At 53.4% G+C, this 17,557-nt stretch carries 13 protein-coding genes and 3 pseudogenes; 9 read left to right on the top strand and 7 right to left on the bottom strand.

Translation table 11 applies throughout. The features are described from left to right. Positions 1–422: 422 nt before the first annotated feature. A pseudogene (gene recN, locus DO97_RS31385) lies at positions 423–2,331 on the top strand (DNA repair protein RecN). On the opposite strand, the gene DO97_RS15835 reads toward recN, so the two are convergent. Further along, the gene (locus DO97_RS15835) at positions 2,328–2,711 is read right to left on the bottom strand and encodes an AbrB family transcriptional regulator (RefSeq protein ID WP_036535233.1); all 384 of its coding nucleotides are present in this window, start codon (positions 2,709–2,711) and stop codon (positions 2,328–2,330) included. The pseudogene recN and the gene DO97_RS15835 sit on opposite strands and share 4 nt — an antisense overlap. 363 nt (positions 2,712–3,074) lie before the next feature. Here DO97_RS15835 and DO97_RS15840 point away from each other — a divergent pair, with 363 nt between their 5' ends. From DO97_RS15840 to cbiB, 3 genes and pseudogenes are all read left to right on the top strand, one after another. Continuing rightward, positions 3,075–3,518: an Rrf2 family transcriptional regulator gene (locus tag DO97_RS15840; protein ID WP_036535235.1), complete on the top strand. Its 444-nt coding sequence runs from the start codon at positions 3,075–3,077 to the stop codon at positions 3,516–3,518. Positions 3,519–3,540: 22 nt separating this feature from the next. Then, the gene (locus tag DO97_RS15845) at positions 3,541–4,011 is read left to right on the top strand and encodes a GFA family protein (protein WP_081980798.1); all 471 of its coding nucleotides are present in this window, start codon (positions 3,541–3,543) and stop codon (positions 4,009–4,011) included. A gap of 24 nt (positions 4,012–4,035) precedes the next feature. After that, positions 4,036–5,047 (top strand): annotated as a pseudogene (cbiB, locus tag DO97_RS15850) (adenosylcobinamide-phosphate synthase CbiB). Here cbiB and DO97_RS15855 read toward each other — a convergent pair. Next, entirely contained in the window at positions 5,028–5,735 is a 708-nt protein-coding gene (locus DO97_RS15855; RefSeq protein WP_239651792.1) for a histidine phosphatase family protein, read from the bottom strand. The pseudogene cbiB and the gene DO97_RS15855 overlap by 20 nt on opposite strands. A 147-nt stretch (positions 5,736–5,882) precedes the next feature. Here DO97_RS15855 and DO97_RS15860 point away from each other — a divergent pair, with 147 nt between their 5' ends. The 3 genes from DO97_RS15860 to DO97_RS15865 are packed head-to-tail and all read left to right on the top strand — an operon-like array spanning position 5,883 to position 7,125. Beyond that, complete coding sequence (locus DO97_RS15860) at positions 5,883–6,656, top strand: aldo/keto reductase (RefSeq protein WP_204368673.1); 774 nt, start codon at positions 5,883–5,885, stop codon at positions 6,654–6,656. Then, positions 6,575–6,832 (top strand): aldo/keto reductase, encoded by a 258-nt coding sequence (locus DO97_RS27830; protein ID WP_204368674.1) that lies wholly within the window; start codon positions 6,575–6,577, stop codon positions 6,830–6,832. The genes DO97_RS15860 and DO97_RS27830 overlap by 82 nt, the downstream gene beginning before the upstream one ends. Positions 6,833–6,840: 8 nt before the next feature. Then, on the top strand, positions 6,841–7,125 hold the full coding sequence (locus DO97_RS15865; protein ID WP_036535240.1) for a DUF3493 domain-containing protein: 285 nt from the start codon (positions 6,841–6,843) through the stop codon (positions 7,123–7,125). Between the two features lie 7 nt (positions 7,126–7,132). Here the strand turns inward: DO97_RS15865 and DO97_RS15870 are convergent, their stop codons facing one another. After that, positions 7,133–8,269, bottom strand: coding sequence for a DUF1565 domain-containing protein (locus DO97_RS15870; RefSeq protein ID WP_081980799.1), 1,137 nt, complete (start codon positions 8,267–8,269; stop codon positions 7,133–7,135). Between the two features lie 719 nt (positions 8,270–8,988). On the opposite strand from DO97_RS15870, the gene clpB reads away from it, so the two are divergent. Then, positions 8,989–11,610 (top strand): ATP-dependent chaperone ClpB, encoded by a 2,622-nt coding sequence (gene clpB / locus DO97_RS15875; protein ID WP_036535284.1) that lies wholly within the window; start codon positions 8,989–8,991, stop codon positions 11,608–11,610. Between the two features lie 328 nt (positions 11,611–11,938). Here clpB and DO97_RS15880 read toward each other — a convergent pair. The 4 genes and pseudogenes from DO97_RS15880 to DO97_RS15895 all read right to left on the bottom strand — a co-directional run. After that, positions 11,939–12,617: pseudogene (locus DO97_RS15880) on the bottom strand (SDR family NAD(P)-dependent oxidoreductase); the annotation flags it as partial. A 262-nt stretch (positions 12,618–12,879) separates the two neighbouring features. Next, a complete protein-coding gene (locus tag DO97_RS15885; protein WP_052128836.1) occupies positions 12,880–14,823 on the bottom strand; it encodes a response regulator in 1,944 nt (647 codons plus the stop codon). Between the two features lie 52 nt (positions 14,824–14,875). Beyond that, entirely contained in the window at positions 14,876–15,250 is a 375-nt protein-coding gene (locus DO97_RS15890) for a hypothetical protein (RefSeq protein ID WP_036535242.1), read from the bottom strand. Positions 15,251–15,331: 81 nt separating this feature from the next. Next, positions 15,332–15,970 (bottom strand): MBL fold metallo-hydrolase, encoded by a 639-nt coding sequence (locus tag DO97_RS15895; protein ID WP_239651794.1) that lies wholly within the window; start codon positions 15,968–15,970, stop codon positions 15,332–15,334. Here DO97_RS15895 and DO97_RS15900 point away from each other — a divergent pair, their 5' ends adjacent. Then, positions 15,971–17,452, top strand: coding sequence for a site-2 protease family protein (locus tag DO97_RS15900; RefSeq protein ID WP_036535244.1), 1,482 nt, complete (start codon positions 15,971–15,973; stop codon positions 17,450–17,452). Positions 17,453–17,557: the final 105 nt, after the last annotated feature.

Genomic DNA, 17,557 nt, shown 5'->3' on the forward strand with positions numbered 1-17,557 from the left:
TATGCTAGATCAGCAGATGGCATTAAATTACCGGTCCATTTTTTGGGGACAAGGTCAACAGCACGATTGCAGCCTTGCATAGACAACGATCTAGTCTAGGCAATCGTCATCTATAGCAATCCTATATGATTTGTGGAAGACCCTCACCCCCAACCCCTCTCCCAGAGCGGGCGAGGGGAGCAAGGTTGATTTCAAATACTTTGGGATTGCTATATTAGCAACTGCTTTAATTGCGAAAGCTCAAAGGCGATTGTCCAAGACCACTTTCTGAGCATAGCCAGTTTGATCGCCTTTCTGATCACAGAAACCCACTAACGTAAAATTGGCACCCAAACCTTCCCCTGGGAGAATCGGACTGCTTGCACTAGACTTTGATTCAGGTTGAGATCTTGGCTTCCTCTTCACACCCCAATTCCAACTCCATGCTGTTGTCTTTGAGAATTGAGAACTTTGCGCTGATTGACTGCCTGGAACTAGAGTTTGGTGCCGGACTGAATGTCCTCACGGGGGAAACAGGCGCAGGTAAGTCGATTATTTTAGATGCCCTGGATGCAGCCCTGGGCGGTAAAGTCAGCAGTCGCATGATTCGTACCGGCAGCGAACGGGCGCTGGTGGAGGCTACCTTTACCCTCCATGCCCCTTTGGTAACCTGGTTGCGATCGCAGGAAATTGAGCTCATCGATGACACCAGTTTGATCTGCACACGAGAAATGACGGCGGTTCAGAGTAGTCTGCGCAGTCGCTCCCGGCTCAACGGTGTGGTCGTCAATAAGCAGCAGATTGAATTTGTCCGCGATCGCCTCGTGACCATCACCGCCCAGGGACAGACCGTGCAACTGGGACAAGCAGCCATGCAACGGGACTGGTTGGACAGCTTCGGGGGTGAGGAACTCAGTCAGCAACGGGGCGTGGTTGCAGTGCATTTTACGACCTGCCAACAAGCCCTGCAAGCCCTGGAAAAACGTCGCCAAACTGAATTGCAGCGAACTCAGCAACTCGACTTATTTGAGTTTCAACTCCGGGAACTCAAAGCGGCTCAGCTCTCAGATCCCCATGAGTTGGAGCAGTTGGAGCAAGAGCGGCAGCGCCTCAGCCACAGTGTGGAGCTGCAACAGCAAAGCTACCAGGTCTACCAGGCGCTCTATCTCAATGAACAGGGGGGGGTGGCAGCGGCTGAGTTTACTGGGTAAAGCCGAAACCCTACTGGTGGAGATGGGGCGCTATGACCCTCAGGTACACCCCCTCCTGGAATTGGTCAGCGGTGCCCTGGCTCAGATTGAAGAAGTCGGTCGGCAGATCAGTACCTATGGGGATGGGATTGAAACCGACCCCCAGCGTCTTCAGGCAGTAGAAGAGCGGCTGATTGAACTGAAACAGGTGTGTCGCAAGTACGGGCCGACCCTAGCAGCGGCGATCGCCACCTATGAACGGTTGCAAGCAGATTTGGCAGCAATCACGGATGGGGAAGCGTCGATCGGGGCACTCCAGCAGATTTACGATCAGCGGCAAGCGGCATTGATCGATGCCTGTGCCCAACTTACCCAGTACCGCCACCAGGCCGCTTCGATTCTAGAAGCCCGATTGTTGGAGGAACTAAAGCCCCTAGCTATGGAAAAAGTGCAGTTCCAGGTGGAAATTGTACCCAGCTCACCCACTGCCACCGGCGCTGACCGGATTGCCTTTCTCTTCAGCCCCAACCCAGGGGAACCCCTGCAACCTCTGACGGCAGTGGCCTCGGGAGGAGAAATGAGTCGATTTCTTCTCTCCCTCAAAACCTGTTTTTCCCAGGTTGATGGCACCGGCACCCTCGTGTTTGATGAAATTGATGTCGGTGTTTCGGGGCGGGTGACCCAGGCGATCGCCCAGAAATTACACCAACTCAGTCAGCACCATCAGGTGTTATGCGTTACTCACCAACCGATTGTGGCCGCCATGGCAACCCATCACTTTCGCGTGGATAAACAATTCCTACCCAAGTCCGTTGCCACCCAGGGTCAACATATAACGGAGGCGAATCAATTGGCCACTGATTTACGCACCCTTGTTCAAGTGACCTATCTGGATGAACAACAGCGTCGTGAGGAGCTAGCTCAATTGGCGGGTGGTCAATCTGGGCAGGAGACGATCGCCTTTGCTGAGTCCCTACTGGCACAGGCAGCAACCTTGCGTCAGCACCAGGATGAAGCACTGAACGCCCCCCCCAAACAACTTCGACCGCAATTAACGGGGACTCCAAAACCAAGCGCCACCGCACGAAGTCTTCCAAACAGTCTAGTGTGGCTAAACCTCGCCGTAATGCTTAGCGAAATTATCATCTCAGACTGGATTTAGGAAGCAGCGGCATCCATTTGCTTCAGATGAATATGCTTCCGCCCCAGGGAAATTTCAAACTCATCGCCGGGGTGTAACTCCATCTGTTTTGTATAGGCAGCGCCAATCAGTAGATTCCCGTTCGACTGCACCTTAATTCGGTAACTAGCACTGCGGCCGCCTCGACCATTGCCATCTTGCTTGCCATCTAGCTCAATGCCAGCAGCATCAATTAAGGCATTGGAGAACTTCATCATGTTGACGCGCTCAACGTCATTCTTTGTGATTGTGAAGTAGCCACAGGCACGCGCCTTTGCTTCCTTACTGAGCGTTTCTAACTGCTTTACTTTGCTCAATAGAGCATCCCCAGTTAAGGGTTCGATTTTTTTCTTCTTATTCATCAACCCAAGACAGAATTTTAGAGGTGTACACAGGTTCGATCACTGATATTGACGAGGCCAAGGAAACCAGAGGTTAATATCAGCTAATGAAACTATACTACAGTTTTATTGTGATTGTTCCAATGGAATTTGCCTCGGCAATCAACCCTATGAATGTTTGATTGATCCTGATGTCGGTCAACCGGGATGTAAGGAATTGCCAGTCATCCATCAAAAATTGGTTTAAGTCGGATAAAAATCTCCCTGATTGCCCCAGATCTTTGGGTTGTCTACTGCCATAAAATCAATAGGAAGCTGAGCCAAAGATCTGAAACCAGTCATCCTATGATCTCAATTTCAGTCCATGAATCCTAGGAGCCTGAGATGAAGTTAACCACCCGAGGACACTACAGTGTCAAGGCACTGTTAGATCTCAGCTTACAGCCCACATCGGATCCAGCTTCCGTGCGGGCGATCGCCCAACGACAGGATATCCCAGCCCCATATTTAGAAAAGCTATTGATTGAAATGCGACGAGCTGGATTGGTCAACGCGGTTCGGGGTGCCCAAGGTGGTTATCAATTAGCTCGACCGATGGCACAGATCTCCCTAGGACAGATTTTAGAAGCAGTTGGGGAAGACATTGAGCCGCTCCCCCACTTCACCCCCGATCGCGAAGGGGTGGGGGATTGGGTGACTTTTACCCTGTGGCGACGACTGCATCAAAAACTCAAAGAAGCCCTGTACAGTATCACATTGGAGGATCTTTATTTTGATGCTCGCAGTTGGCAAGCTTCCCAGGGTGAGGAAGTGAGCTTTATGATTTAGAGCAGCAGGAGAGGTCAGTGAAATGGGCTTAGAAAATTCTGGAGCGGTAGGTAATGTTCAAAGAGCAGCCTGGGTCGGTGAGTCACATCGAACCGTTGACCATGGCAACGTCTATCAAGGGGGCTGTCATTGTGGAGCAGTGCGATTTCAGGTTGGGGTTGATCGCCATGAAGCAACGGCCTGTAATTGCTCCATTTGTCTGAAGAAAGGTTTTTTACACCTGATTGTTCCCCCTGAAAATTTCACCTTGTTACAGGGGGCGGAAGTTTTGACAACCTACACCTTTAATACCGGAACCGCCCAGCATACCTTTTGCCGTATCTGTGGCATCCACTCCTTTTATCGCCCTCGCTCCCATCCCGACCAGTTTGATGTCAATGTTCATTGTTTAGATGGGGATTTGCGCGATCGCTTTGCCGTTACTGAGTTTGATGGGCTGAATTGGGAAGACAATATTCATCAGTTACAACCGCCAGATTCCCCTTATCTTTAGTAGCTCAGGGCAACCATAACAGCAATGAATCATGGCTCCTTGTCAACGGTTGTTCCCCTGGTGCTGGCTGCGCTTTTGGACTTTTGGATTGGCGATCCATGGGGGTGGCTACACCCCGTCCAAGTCATGGGTTGGGCGATCGCGGGATATACCCACTGGGTTTTCCAACATTGCTACCAACCGCTGACTTTGCGTGTCGCCGGGACTTTCCTAGGGTTGGCCTTGGTGATCGGTAGCGGCGTGATCGGATGGGGGATCGTTACCTTCGCAGCTCAGATCCATCCCTTGCTTGGGATCGGCACGCAAAGTATTCTCCTAGCCTCCTGCCTGGCTGCTCGCAGCTTGCGGGCAGCAGCGGTAGACGTGCTCACCCCCCTTGAGCAGGGCAATCTCCCCCAGGCTCGCCGCCAACTCCAACAGTATGTCGGTCGAGATACGGAGCATTTAGAGGCTGCTGAAATTCTCAGAGCCATTCTTGAAACGGTGACCGAAAATGCCACCGATGGGGTGATGGCTCCTCTGTTCTATGGGCTTCTAGGAGCTGCTCTGCCAGGGGTGGGCAGTGTGCCCCTGGCACTTGCCTATAAAGCCGCGAGCACCCTCGATTCCACCGTGGGCTACCGGGAGCCCCCCTACACCTACCTGGGCTGGTTCAGTGCTCGCATGGAAGATGGTCTCACCTGGGTGCCCTGTCGGCTGACGATTTTGACCTTGGCCTTGATTGCGGGTAAACCCAGAACGGTTTGGCGACTTTGCTGGCGAGATGCCCCCCCCTGACCCCAGCCCCAATTCCGGCTGGAGCGAGACCGCCTACGCGGCAATTTTGGGGGTACAAATGGGAGGCACCAACTGGTATCGCGGAGTGGCTAAATTCAAGCCCTTATTGGGAGATCCGGTGAGGGCGATCGCCCCGCTTCATATCTATCAGGCCTTGCACCTGACTCGTCTGTGTATGCTCATGTGGCTAGGGATGGCAGGACTGGTTTGGGGACTCTGCCACCTGTCTGAGCCATGGGTCACTGGCCTGCTGCCCTAAGGTCAGTTGCGAGATGACTGGCATCATTAAACCGGCAAATCTGCCAGAGTTCCGTGTTGAATTGATTGTGCCCGCTACAGTGCCAGCGATCGCGATCGAGGGAAAACTCAAACAGAGCCGTGAAGTCCGCTGGAATTTTCCAAGAATGGTGACACTCAAGGAGTGCCGCGATCAAATGCTGCAAGATCCACTGATGGGTGATAATCCAGATGTGATCGCAATTCATATGTCGCTGGAGCAATTGTTGGATAAATCCATGGGCTCGCTGACGACCCTCGATCAGGGATTCTGCCCCTGGAATCGGCAGCCAGTCTAAGGTGGCCTCTAAGCTTTGGCACAGTTCTGGATAGTGAATTTGAGCCTCTGGCCAGGTCAATCCTTGAAAGATGCCATTTTGAAATTCCTCGAGTGCCGAGTCATATTGCACCGGGGGCAGGGGGCAACCTGACCCGTCAGCCCCTGCCCCCGCAGCTAGGAACACCCCACGCAGCTGCTCTGCTGTCTGCTGTGCCCGCCGCAGAGGACTACTATAGATTTGGCTGGGCCACCACGACTCAGCTAGGAGCCGCTGACCCAGCCTTTGCACCTGCTGCTGGCCGAGCCTAGAGAGAGCCTCTTCTCCATGACCTTGCATCCGCTGTTGGAGATTGCCCCAAGATTGACCATGACGCAGCATTAAAATCTTCACGTTGAGAATTCTCTCCCTGGTATTTCAGACGGCTCAAAACCATGAGAATAAAGAATAGGGCTATCATGGCAGAGCGATAGTCCGCTTCCCCAGCCCTGATTTTCATTGAATAACTGTGTCGATTTGCTTCTGATGAGGGCATCCGGGATGAATCATTCCCCTGCTAATTTTCACCTGAAACCCTTGATGGTGGGTTGCTGGCAACTGGATGATCGCAGTTGGGCTCCCTTGACGGTGGATCAGGTGGAAAGAGCCCTCGACACCTATTTGGCCTTGGGCATCAATCAGTTTGATACTGCCGACATCTATGGCCGCAGTGAACGGTTGCTGGGCCAGTTACTGGCGGGGCGAGACTGTCTCGTCTATACCAAAGCCATCTTTTTGGAAGAAAACCCCACCCCTGCCCAAGTTCGTAGCAAGGTAGAAGCTTCCTTACGGAATCTCCATCGCGATCGCCTGGATTGCGTCCAGGTTCACTGGCATCACCCCCACCTAGACTTTGCATCCACGTTTGCTGTGTTTCAAGACCTGCTAGATCAGGGGAAAATTAGGCGTCTGGGGGTCACAAACTTTAATACCCCAATGCTGGCAAAGGCTTTGCAATATGCCAACATTAGCAGCCATCAAGTCCAGTACAGCCTCATTGATCGCCGGGTTGAACTGTCCATGCAGGCATTGTGTCTCCAACATCAAATTGGTCTGCTCACCTATGGCTCTCTTGCGGGGGGCTATCTGTCTGACACGTTTTGTGGGGTTGCTGCCCCCAAGGTAGAAGCCGATCACGCCCGTAGGTTTTTATTACAGCAGCATGATCCAATCCCGATGGGGGTTGGGCGCGGGTGCAGGAGTTTTTTGGGACGCTGCTGCAAGTTGCACGAAAACACCAAAAACCAATTTCCCAGGTGGCGCTCAACTGGGTGAGACAACAACCAGGGGTTCAGGCCGTCATCTGTGGACTCACCCTGGATCGGCAACAAATTCACCAGAATGCGGAAGCATTTACCTGGCAATTAGACGCGGCAGAGATTCAAATGCTGGCTCAACGCTCCACCGCTCTCTTTCAGCAACCTGGTGATATTTACTCCTACGAACGCTGAGGTTCCCTATGTCTGACCCCTCTTCTCCCTCCTCCCGTCCCCAGAACTCAGATCAGTACGCCTATCTCAAAGCTGAGGCGATCGCCCCCTACCGGGGTCTGAGGCAGTTTGTCTATCTCGTTTGTGGTGGTTCTGGAGCGATCGGTGGCTTTGTCTTTTTGACCCAGGTGATGGCTGGCCGCGACGTGGAAGCCGCCCTCCCCAATCTCGGGTTACAGTTAGGAGTGACGGCTCTGATGATCTGGCTGTTCCGGCGTGAGCAACGGGTTGCTAAGCGTCAACGCCACCCTTAGCCAAGGCTTACTTCACAGCGTGGTTGGGCATCACCACAGTGGGGAGTACTGCTGCTGTAGGACTGGCAGATGGCACTTGGGCAGACTGCATTTCCACTCGACCGGAGATTTTTTTGGGGTCGAGGGTGTTGCCCACCGCTGCCAAGGTATTACTGCGGGTAGCATTGTACAGATCGTTTCGGCTGTTGAGACGAATCGTGTTATTACCGGGACTACTGGTTGTGCCTAGATCAGGCTGGGCATTGGTAATGGCCACAACCCCATCGCGGGCATTCTTTTCAATCACATTTCCCCGTAATACGGGGCGCGCCATATCCGTCACCACCACGCCATCGCGATTTTGGCGAATCTTGTTATCAATTACAAGGGGGGCAGAGACACCGCCAATCGCTAAACCAAAGCCAGTTTCTTGGAACAGGTTGCTGCGAATTTCTCCCTGAGCTGCACGAGTAATTGATACGCCGTTGCCGCCATTTTTCAGGAACGTATTACTCAGAATCTTGGGGTTGCTGCTCCCCGTAACGAACACCCCATCCCGGTGACTGCCGACAAAGGTACAGTTCAAAATCAAGGGGTCTGCTGACTCCACCCAGATGCCGGTGCCTCTGATATTGGCATTGGTCACCGTCACACCGATAATCTGACTCCCTTTTTGAGCTAGGATAGCTGCGTTTTGACGGGCAAAGGAGGGACTGACAAAGAAGCCCCCGCCTGTAATCACAATCGTTTGAGATTGCTTGGCATCGCCTCGTAAGCTGACTCCTGGTGACACCATCAAGGGGAAAGTCTCACCGCTCTGAGCATTATAGGTACCCGCAGCTAATTGAATCACCGTGCCTGGTTGTGCAACTTGCAGGGCGTAGGAGATGGTACGAAAGGCACTTCCAGGGGTACGACCGGCACTGGAACTATCGCTACCGCTACCAGGGTTGACGAAAAGAACAGAGCTATTCGTTGGCAGTTGGGCAATTGCCCCCGGTTGAGGCGTGTCATTGGCGATCGCGATCAGCGGCACTGTTAGGGTAGCCCCCATCAGCAGCAAGCTAGCGACCCAACCCAGGCGCAAAGAGGAAACGACCGTCAATGGCTCTACTGTCCGGCAACGACGAGAGAATCTGTTAGAAGCATCATGTCGATCAGCCATTATTTTTCCCCTCTCCACGCAGATTTGCTACTCGATATATCCCCAAAGACCTTGGTACAGTCTGGTAGGTTCCCCGGATTGTCGTCCACCAACGTTCGAGGTTAACGCCTCAAGGTGGTCGGGCAATGGGTTTTACTCCATTGGTTCGGAACCGTTGCTGGCGCTAACCTAGTGTAACAGCAACAACTTTCGTCCCAGGAATCGATAGGCTCTGATGCCGAAAATTCCGGAGTCAAGAGAATGCGAAATCTCTCAAGCATCGCTCAGAGGGGCGGTTGACATCCAACCGCCGATAAATCTGGCGATTATCCCGCTGGAACGTATATCCGTAATCCCGTAGGCTCAACTCACATTACTGCTAGCAAAGACGGCTGAAAAAAAATGGGGAAATTAAGAGTCTCCCCATTCACCCATAGAGATTGGTTCATCGGGAATTATACCGAGGTAATCCCCAAGTGGCTACCCAGTAATAGTGAAAACCGATAAATCAGATGATTGATCCATCATATTTTGGATAGATCTCAATGAGATTTATCCAGCTCAACCCCAGGGATGGGGGGGATCTCTGGGTGTCTGAGGGCGGCAATACCTATCTCAGCAATCGTAAACACCGATCCCTTCCGCCACAGGAGACTGCCTACAATGACGGTAGTCAGTCAGGACTCCCCTTCGTGGAAAGCAGCAACGGGGTTCGTTCAAGTTTAGGAGTAAGTTTTTATATGCAACCGACCAATCCCAATCAATTTACAGAAAAAGCCTGGGAAGCGCTGGCCCGTACCCCAGAAATAGCTAAACAAGCCCAGCAGCAGCAACTGGAGTCAGAGCATTTGATGAAGTCGCTGTTGGAACAGGATGGCTTGGCAAGCAGTATTTTTAACAAAGCTGAAGTCACGGTACAGCGATTACGCGATCGCACCGATGATTTTATCCGCCGGCAACCCAAGATGTCAGGGAGTGTGGCCTCGGTCTATCTGGGGAAATCACTGGATACCCTCTTGGATCGGGCGGAAGCAGCTCGGAAACAGTTTGGGGATGATTTCATCTCCATAGAGCATCTGCTTTTGGCCTATGCCAAGGACGATCGCTTTGGGAAAGGGTTGTATCAGGAATTTAAACTAGACGAAGCCAAGCTGAAGACGATCATCGAACAAATTCGCGGGAGCCAGAAAGTGACGGATCAGAATCCCGAAGGTAAATACGAGTCCTTGGAAAAATACGGGCGCGATCTCACGGACTTTGCCCGCCAGGGAAAACTTGACCCGGTGATCGGTCGGGATGATGAAATCCGCCGCACGATTCAAATTCTCTCGCGCCGCACCAAGAATAACCCGGTGCTAATTGGGGAGCCAGGGGTGGGTAAGACCGCCATTGCCGAAGGTCTCGCCCAGCGAATTGTCAAAGGTGATGTGCCCGAATCCCTGCGCGATCGCAAATTGATAGCCCTGGATATGGGAGCCTTAATTGCCGGAGCCAAATACCGGGGTGAGTTTGAGGAACGCCTCAAAGCCGTGCTTAAAGAAGTCACCGACTCCAACAGCAACATTATTCTCTTCATTGATGAGATCCATACGGTAGTTGGCGCGGGGGCAACTCAGGGGGCCATGGATGCGGGGAACTTGCTGAAACCGATGCTGGCTCGGGGAGAGCTCCGGTGTATTGGTGCTACGACCCTGGATGAATACCGCAAGTACATTGAAAAAGATGCAGCCCTAGAGCGGCGCTTCCAGCAGGTGTACATTGACCAACCCAGCGTTGAAGATACGATTTCGATTCTCCGGGGGTTGAAAGACCGCTACGAAACTCACCACAACGTCAAAATTGCCGATTCCGCTTTGGTGGCCGCAGCCACCCTCTCTACTCGTTACATCAGCGATCGCTTTTTACCGGACAAAGCCATTGATCTGGTGGATGAAGCGGCGGCCAAACTCAAAATGGAAAGCACGTCCAAGCCTGAAGAGTTGGATGAAATTGATCGCAAGATCCTGCAACTGGAGATGGAACGCCTCTCCCTCCAGAAAGAGGTTGACCCCGCCTCGAGGGAACGCCTGGAACGTCTGGACAGAGAACTGGCGGATCTGAAACAAGAGCAGACGGGGCTTAATGCCCAATGGCAAGCCGAGAAAGAAGTTCTGGATCGACGGAAAACCCTTAAGGAAGCGATTAACCAGGTTCACATCGACATTCAGCAGGCGGAACGGGAGTATGACCTCAACCGGGCAGCAGAGCTGAAATATAGCAAGTTAACCGATCTACAACGGCAACTCCAGGAAACCGAAGCCCGCCTCCAAGAAACCCAAACCGCAGGGCGATCGCTGCTGCGAGAAGAAGTGACGGAATCAGATATTGCCGAGATTATTTCCAAATGGACGGGGATACCGATCAGCAAACTGGTGGAATCCGAGATGCATAAGCTGCTGCATCTAGAAGACGAACTGCATCGTCGGGTCATTGGTCAGGATGAAGCCGTGACCGCCGTTGCCGATGCCATTCAGCGATCGCGGGCGGGTCTGGCCGATCCCAATCGCCCCACCGCCAGCTTTATTTTCTTAGGCCCAACTGGGGTGGGTAAAACCGAGTTAGCCAAGGCGCTGGCTACCTTCATGTTTGACACCGATGAGGCCATGGTGCGCATCGATATGTCGGAGTACATGGAAAAACACACCGTCTCCCGGCTAATTGGTGCCCCTCCAGGGTATGTCGGTTACGAAGAAGGGGGACAATTGACGGAATCGATTCGTCGTCGCCCCTATGCGGTCATCCTCTTCGATGAAATTGAGAAAGCCCATCCTGATGTCTTTAATATTCTGCTGCAAATTCTAGATGATGGGCGGGTCACCGATTCCCAGGGGCATACGGTGGACTTTAAAAACACCATCATCATCATGACCAGCAACATCGGCTCTCAGTACATTCTCGATTTAGCAGGGGATGAATCCCATTACGATGAAATGCGGAATCGAGTCATGGAGTCGATGCGCAATAGTTTCCGTCCAGAGTTTCTCAACCGCATTGATGAAATTATCATCTTCCACGGTTTGAATCGGATGGAATTACGGCAAATTGTCCGCCTCCAAGTCCAACGCTTGAGCAAGCGTCTCATTGACCGCAAGCTGACCTTGAAACTGGCAGAGGGAGCTGTAGACTTTCTAGCGGAGGTGGGATACGACCCGGTGTACGGGGCTCGACCGCTGAAGCGGGCGATTCAACGAGAACTAGAAACCCAAATTGCCAAATGTATCTTGCGGGGTGAGTTTAGCGAGGGTGACACGATCTTTGTCGAGGTTGAGAATGAGCGTTTGGCCTTCAAACGTCTGTCCTCTGAGGTGCTGACAACGACATAAGCGGACTCGAAATCGGAGTGTTGGTCTAGTGTAAAAATCCATTTTGCATTTGCTTGCAGATGCTCAATTACCGCCCTCAATCCCCCCTTCTAAAGGGGGGAAGAATATTGGGAATTGCAGATAGCAAATGGGGGAGGTATCTGAAACAACAATCATAATCGCAACACCTACCCTAAACTCAATTCGGTTCTCACCCTTAGGACTTGCTCGTAGGCGGCGATCGCATGCAGAATCACGATCATGGTTCCAGATTGAACCATCTTCATGCGCTAAAGCCCCCATCAATCATCAGGCTTGCCCCAGTGATAAAACCAGCTTCAGGACCAGCCAGATAAACAACCATCCCCGCGACCTCCTCGACGGTGCCGTAGTGGGGAATCGCCATCAGGTTTTTTCAGCATCTCCGCAAACTCGCCCTCTGGGGGATTCATCTCCGTCGCGATGGGGCCAGGCTGGACGTTGTTGATCGTAATACCACGGGGTCCGAGGTCACGTGCCAGCCCTTTTACCAACCCTTGCAACGCAGATTTACTCATGGCATAAACGCTACCGCCACCAAATGGCATGCGTTCGGCATTGGTGCTACCGATGTTGATGATCCGTCCGCCCTCCCTCATGTGCTTGACCGCAGCCTGCGTCGCCACAAACACCGCCCGCACATTAACCGCAAAGGTGAGATCGAAGTCCGCGATCGCGAAATCGTCGATCGCCCCAATCTTCAGCACCCCTGCATTATTGACGAGGATATCAATCCCCCCCCATTCGGTTACCGTGCGCTCAACGGCGGCGATCACCGCACTGGCGTCAGCGCTATCAGCTTGAATGGCGATCGCTCGGACACCGAGGGCCTGCGCCACCTCCAGAGTCTCCTGGGCTTGATCGGGGGAACGAGTATAGGTGAAGGCAACATCAGCCCCTTCCCTGGCAAAACGCTTGACAATCGCGGCTCCAATGCCACGACTCCCCCCGGTAATCAGTGCACGTTGATGTTTGAGCGTCTGGTTCATATTCAATACCGTTGATCAGGTTGGTTAATTCCCTGGATGTCAGCTATGTTAACCATCCATCCCAACGATCGCGGCTAAAAATTTAACTCACGCTTGGCCTTGGCATTCGAGGCACCGCGCATCTGAGTGCCGCAATAGACCGCTTCGGTTCCCCCCAGTTTCAGCGCCTCCTCCATCAATATCTAACGTCCTTGCTTTTTCTTAAGAACGCCGCTTAGCTAGGGTGCTGCTTTCTGATCACGGGTAGAGCCCGCTCGGGAACTCAGGTCACGGTTGATCCCTGATCCAGGGGGGAACTGCTGAATTGGCTCAAGACCCGCTGTAACTCTTGCCAGCGAACGGGTTTACTGATGTAGTCATCCATGCCAGCCGTCAGGCAAGCGTCCCGATCGCCCTGCATGGCGCTAGCCGTCATGGCCACAATCCAGGGACGGCTTTCCCCATCCCACTCCTGACAAATCTGGCGGGTGGCGCCTAATCCATCTAAGTCCGGCATTTGCACATCCATCAGGATCAGATCGTAGGGTTGACGGCGCAGGGCTTCCAGGACTTCTAACCCATTGCCAGCAATATCCACCCGGCTATAGCCCAACTTCTTCAACAGGGCGATCGCCACCTTTTGGTTGACCACATTATCCTCTGCCAGCAAAATTCGTAAATGACTGGGGGTCGGTTTGGCCGGAGCCGCTGCGGTCTCCTTGGCCTCCTCTAGAGCCACGGGGATGTCTAGCAGCTTCAGCAGTTGCCCATGGAGTTGGTCTTGTTTGATTGGCTTGGACAGCTGAACACGAAAGACTTGAAAGCGAGGGTCAAGACGGTCATCCAGGGACGTTAAGAGCATCAGGGGCAAATGGGAGCAGTGCTCTTTGATCCGCATTCCCAACGTTAACCCATCCATTTCCGGCATCTGCATATCCAAGATACCGACATCAAAGCGTTCTCCCTGGGCAAGCCATTCCAGAGCTTCCTGCCCCGATCGGGTAGTGCGCGGCAGCATTCCCCACTTTTGCAGCTGTAAGCGCAGAATTTTACAGTTGATTTCGGTGTCATCCACAATCAGAACTCGTAGCCCTTGGAGCCGGACGTGTGCCTCTGCCAGACTGGTATGAGGCGTCATCTCAGGCGAGGGCGGAGCTTCCGGGGCAACAATTTGAAAGTAAAAGGTTGAACCGACTCCCACCTGGCTTTCGACCCACATGGCTCCGCCCATGAGTGCCGCCAATCGCTGACTAATCACCAAACCCAAGCCGGTACCGCCATACCGTCGGGTGGTGGAGGCATCCACCTGACTGAAGGACTTAAACAACCGATCCATGCGTTCAGGTGCAATCCCAATCCCCGTATCTTTGACGGTAAACAATAAGGTATGGGGATTATCGGTAGTCTGGCGTTGGACAGAGACCAACACCTCCCCCTGTTCAGTAAACTTGACGGCATTACTCAGCAGGTTCACCAAAATTTGCCGCAGTCGAGTGGCGTCTCCCACAATGGCGAGGGGAAGGGGATCTTGCAGATAGCAGGCCAATTCAACTTGCTTCTGGGCGGCGGGTTGGGCAACCAAACTTAGGGCTTCCTCCACGCACAGCCGTAACGCAAACGGATGGGTTTCTAACTCTAACTTGCCGGATTCAATTTTAGAAAAATCCAGAATATCGTTAATAATTGTCAGCAGGGCTTCACCACTGTTGCGGATCGTTTGTACAAAGTCCTGCTGAGTTGAGGTCAGATTCGTGTCCAGCAACAGTCCCGTCATCCCAATCACCGCATTCATGGGGGTGCGGATCTCGTGGCTCATCATTGCTAGAAACTCGCTTTTAGCTCGATTCGCCGTTTCAGCTGCCAAACTGGCAGCTTCTAACTCCCGATTCATCACTTGCAGGTGTCGATAGTGCTCGGTCTGCTGGTGGGCGAGTTCTTCAATACTGCGACGGGCTCGTTTTTCGTCGTTTAAGGCTTGCTCAGTTTGGGCGATCGCGGGCCAGACCACCCAAAGCCACAGACCCAGTAACGTCAATAACACCACGAACAACAGGATTCGCTGGGCATATTCGACGAAATCAACGGATTTCTCCACAGAATCTGCCAACTTCTGCACGGCGGCCTTCATGCCCTCCCGATACTGGGGGCTATTACTGAGCAGAATCCGCACCTGAGGGGTGATATCCTGCGAGGGATGCTGGTCAATCTGGTGGGCAGCGATCACCATGGCCTGGTAGTAAGGCTCCAGGCGATCAAACAGGACTTGTCTCTGGGTTGGATCATCTCCCCAACCGATATCTTGGCGGGCGTTTTTTTAGATCAGCATGACCCACCTCCCACTCCTGAAGGGTCTGGCGTAGCTCTTGTAAGTAAGCCTGACGAAACAGTGGTTCGATTTCTTCGTGCATCGACAGAGCGGCTTTGATCACCTGCTGTCCCAGGGCATTCTGCTTGCTAACGTGAACCAAAATCTGCCGATTCTGTTCACTGGCTTCAAACAATTGCCAGATCACCCCATTGCCCACCAGCAGGATCACCACCAGTGACACCACGAGGAGTTGAAAATTCTGCTTCAGTTGCCGAGTAATCGAAGGTTTCTGCAAGTCAGTCATTGGAGGAGCCAGGAGCGGATCATCGCGGATCAGCAGAGTCATGACAGCCAGGGGAGGGCAACAATCATCCCTGACATCTTAATCCTTATGTTGCCTTGGAGAATCCAGCTAGGGCATTCAGATCTAAGGCCCGTAGTCGTTGGTACGCCTGATCAACATAGGACTGCCCCCCGCAGAAACCCCAGGTTCGCCCCCGGGACAAATCCCGTGGAGCGTTTCAGGATTGAACGCTTGGATCAGCGATCGCACACTCTGGATTTGTCGCGGCCAGTGGAAGGTCTTGGCGGTGCGGATGGGTGCCAGTTGGCCCTGGGGGGTGGGTAACAGATGCCGCCCGGTGAAGAGGATGCCGCTGGGGTGATAGAGGCAGGCAGAACCGGGGGTATGTCCAGAGGTCCAGATCAGGGAGAGTCCGGCTTGCAGTTCTAAGCGGTGTTGAAACGGGGTCACCGTGACACCGGGCAGTAAATAGGCTTCCTGTTCCTGAATAATCACCTCGCAGTTCAGAGCCTCCTGGATAGCTGCTACCTGGGCGATCGCCCCGCGATGGGTGAGCATCAGCGATCGCACCCCTCCCTGGGACTGCAAAAACTCCTGATTCGAGGGATTCCAGGCAGGGCAGTCCAGCAAGATATTGCCGGTGTTCTCTACAATAAGATAGGCTGTTGCCCCCAGCGTCTCCCGATTGGGGGGGAATGCGAAGGTTATGGGGCAGGGAACCGCAATTCCTGGAAAGACCGCCCGTGGTTGTTTGGGCATCACATGCTTTTTTGGTTACTCCTGCTGGGTTTCATCACCTATCTCATTGTGCAACGGAGCGTCTCTGGGATCACCCGCACACCGGTCTGGTTACTCTGGCTGGTGATGATGACCCCGGCATTGATCTGGACGATCTGGGCGCTTCGCCATGGCGACAAGCAACCCTTGCCCGTGGCCCTGGTGATTATCCCCTTTGTTGCCTGCCCCCTGCTGTACTGGTTTCTGGTGCAGCAGGGACGTCGGCTCACCCCAGGCGGCAGTGGACAACAACCCGCCACCCCCCCAGGGACAGACCCCACTGCCCCGCCCGCCCCTGAAACCCCGCCCCCCCGACTGCTCGATCCAGCAGAAACCAGCACCCTGCAAAATTGTTTTCCCTGGTCGGTCTACTACCTGCAAAATATTGAGTACCGCCCCCAAGCTGTGATTTGTCGGGGGCAGCTGCGAGCGTCTGCGGAAGTGGCCTACCAGACCATCCGCGAGAATATTACCCATCACTTTGGCGATCGCTTCCTGGTGGTACTGCAAGATGGTCTGAATGGCAAGCCGTTCTTTGCCCTGGTTCCCAACCCCCAACTCACCAGTAAACCGCGATCGGAAGCGCTGAATCGCCCCGGATTAGCCCTCGCCCTGTTGGCCACTACCCTCTTCACCACCAGCCAAGCAGGGGTAGAACTGGTCAACGGCATGAGTGAAGCCCTGCCGAAAAACCCATTGCTCTTGTGGCAAGGGCTGCCCTATGCCCTAGCATTGATGAGCATTCTTGGGATCCATGAGTTAGGTCACTACCTGGCCGCCCGACACTATAAGATTCAGGCCACCCTCCCCTACTTTATCCCCGTGCCTTGGCCGCTGTTTTCCCTGGGCACCTTTGGGGCGTTTATTCAACTGCGATCGCCGATTCCCCACCGCAAGTCGTTGTTTGACATCGGCATCGCGGGGCCATTTGCGGGGCTGGTGGTGGCTCTGCCTTTGCTGCTATGGGGGCTAGCTCACTCTTCAGCCCTGCCCCTATCGCCCAAGTCCAATTTGTTCTCCTTCCATGCCCTTGATCCAGGGGTTTCCCTATTACTATCGCTGCTCAGTCGTCTCGCCATGGGCAGCACATTACAGGGAAATCAGGGAATTGATCTCCATCCCGTGGCGATCGCTGGCTATCTCGGCTTAATCGTCACAGCCTTGAATCTCATGCCCGTGGGGCAACTGGATGGCGGCCACATTGTCCATGCCATGTTTGGACAGCGAGGGGGAGCCGCCATTTCTCAAATCAGTCGCCTGTTATTCTTACTGATGGCCTTTTTGGATGGTCGTGGGTTAGTGCTGTGGGCGATTTTGCTGTTTTTAATCCCGGCCACGGATGAACCCGCCCTCAATGATGTCAGTGAACTGGACAATCGCCGGGATTTTCTCGGGTTGTTGGCTCTGGGTTTTCTGGTTTTGATCCTCTTGCCTGCCCCCAAGGTCTTGATGGAGTGGCTATTCTAACCTCCCTAGGTAGTCTTCAGAGAGGCTAGCCTGGATTATTAATCAACATATTCATCAACAATACCGCCCTCATCCCCCAACCCCTTCTCCCCTTTTGGGAGAAGG

The sequence above is a fragment of the Neosynechococcus sphagnicola sy1 genome (assembly GCF_000775285.1).
In the GTDB taxonomy this organism is placed as follows: domain Bacteria; phylum Cyanobacteriota; class Cyanobacteriia; order Neosynechococcales; family Neosynechococcaceae; genus Neosynechococcus; species Neosynechococcus sphagnicola.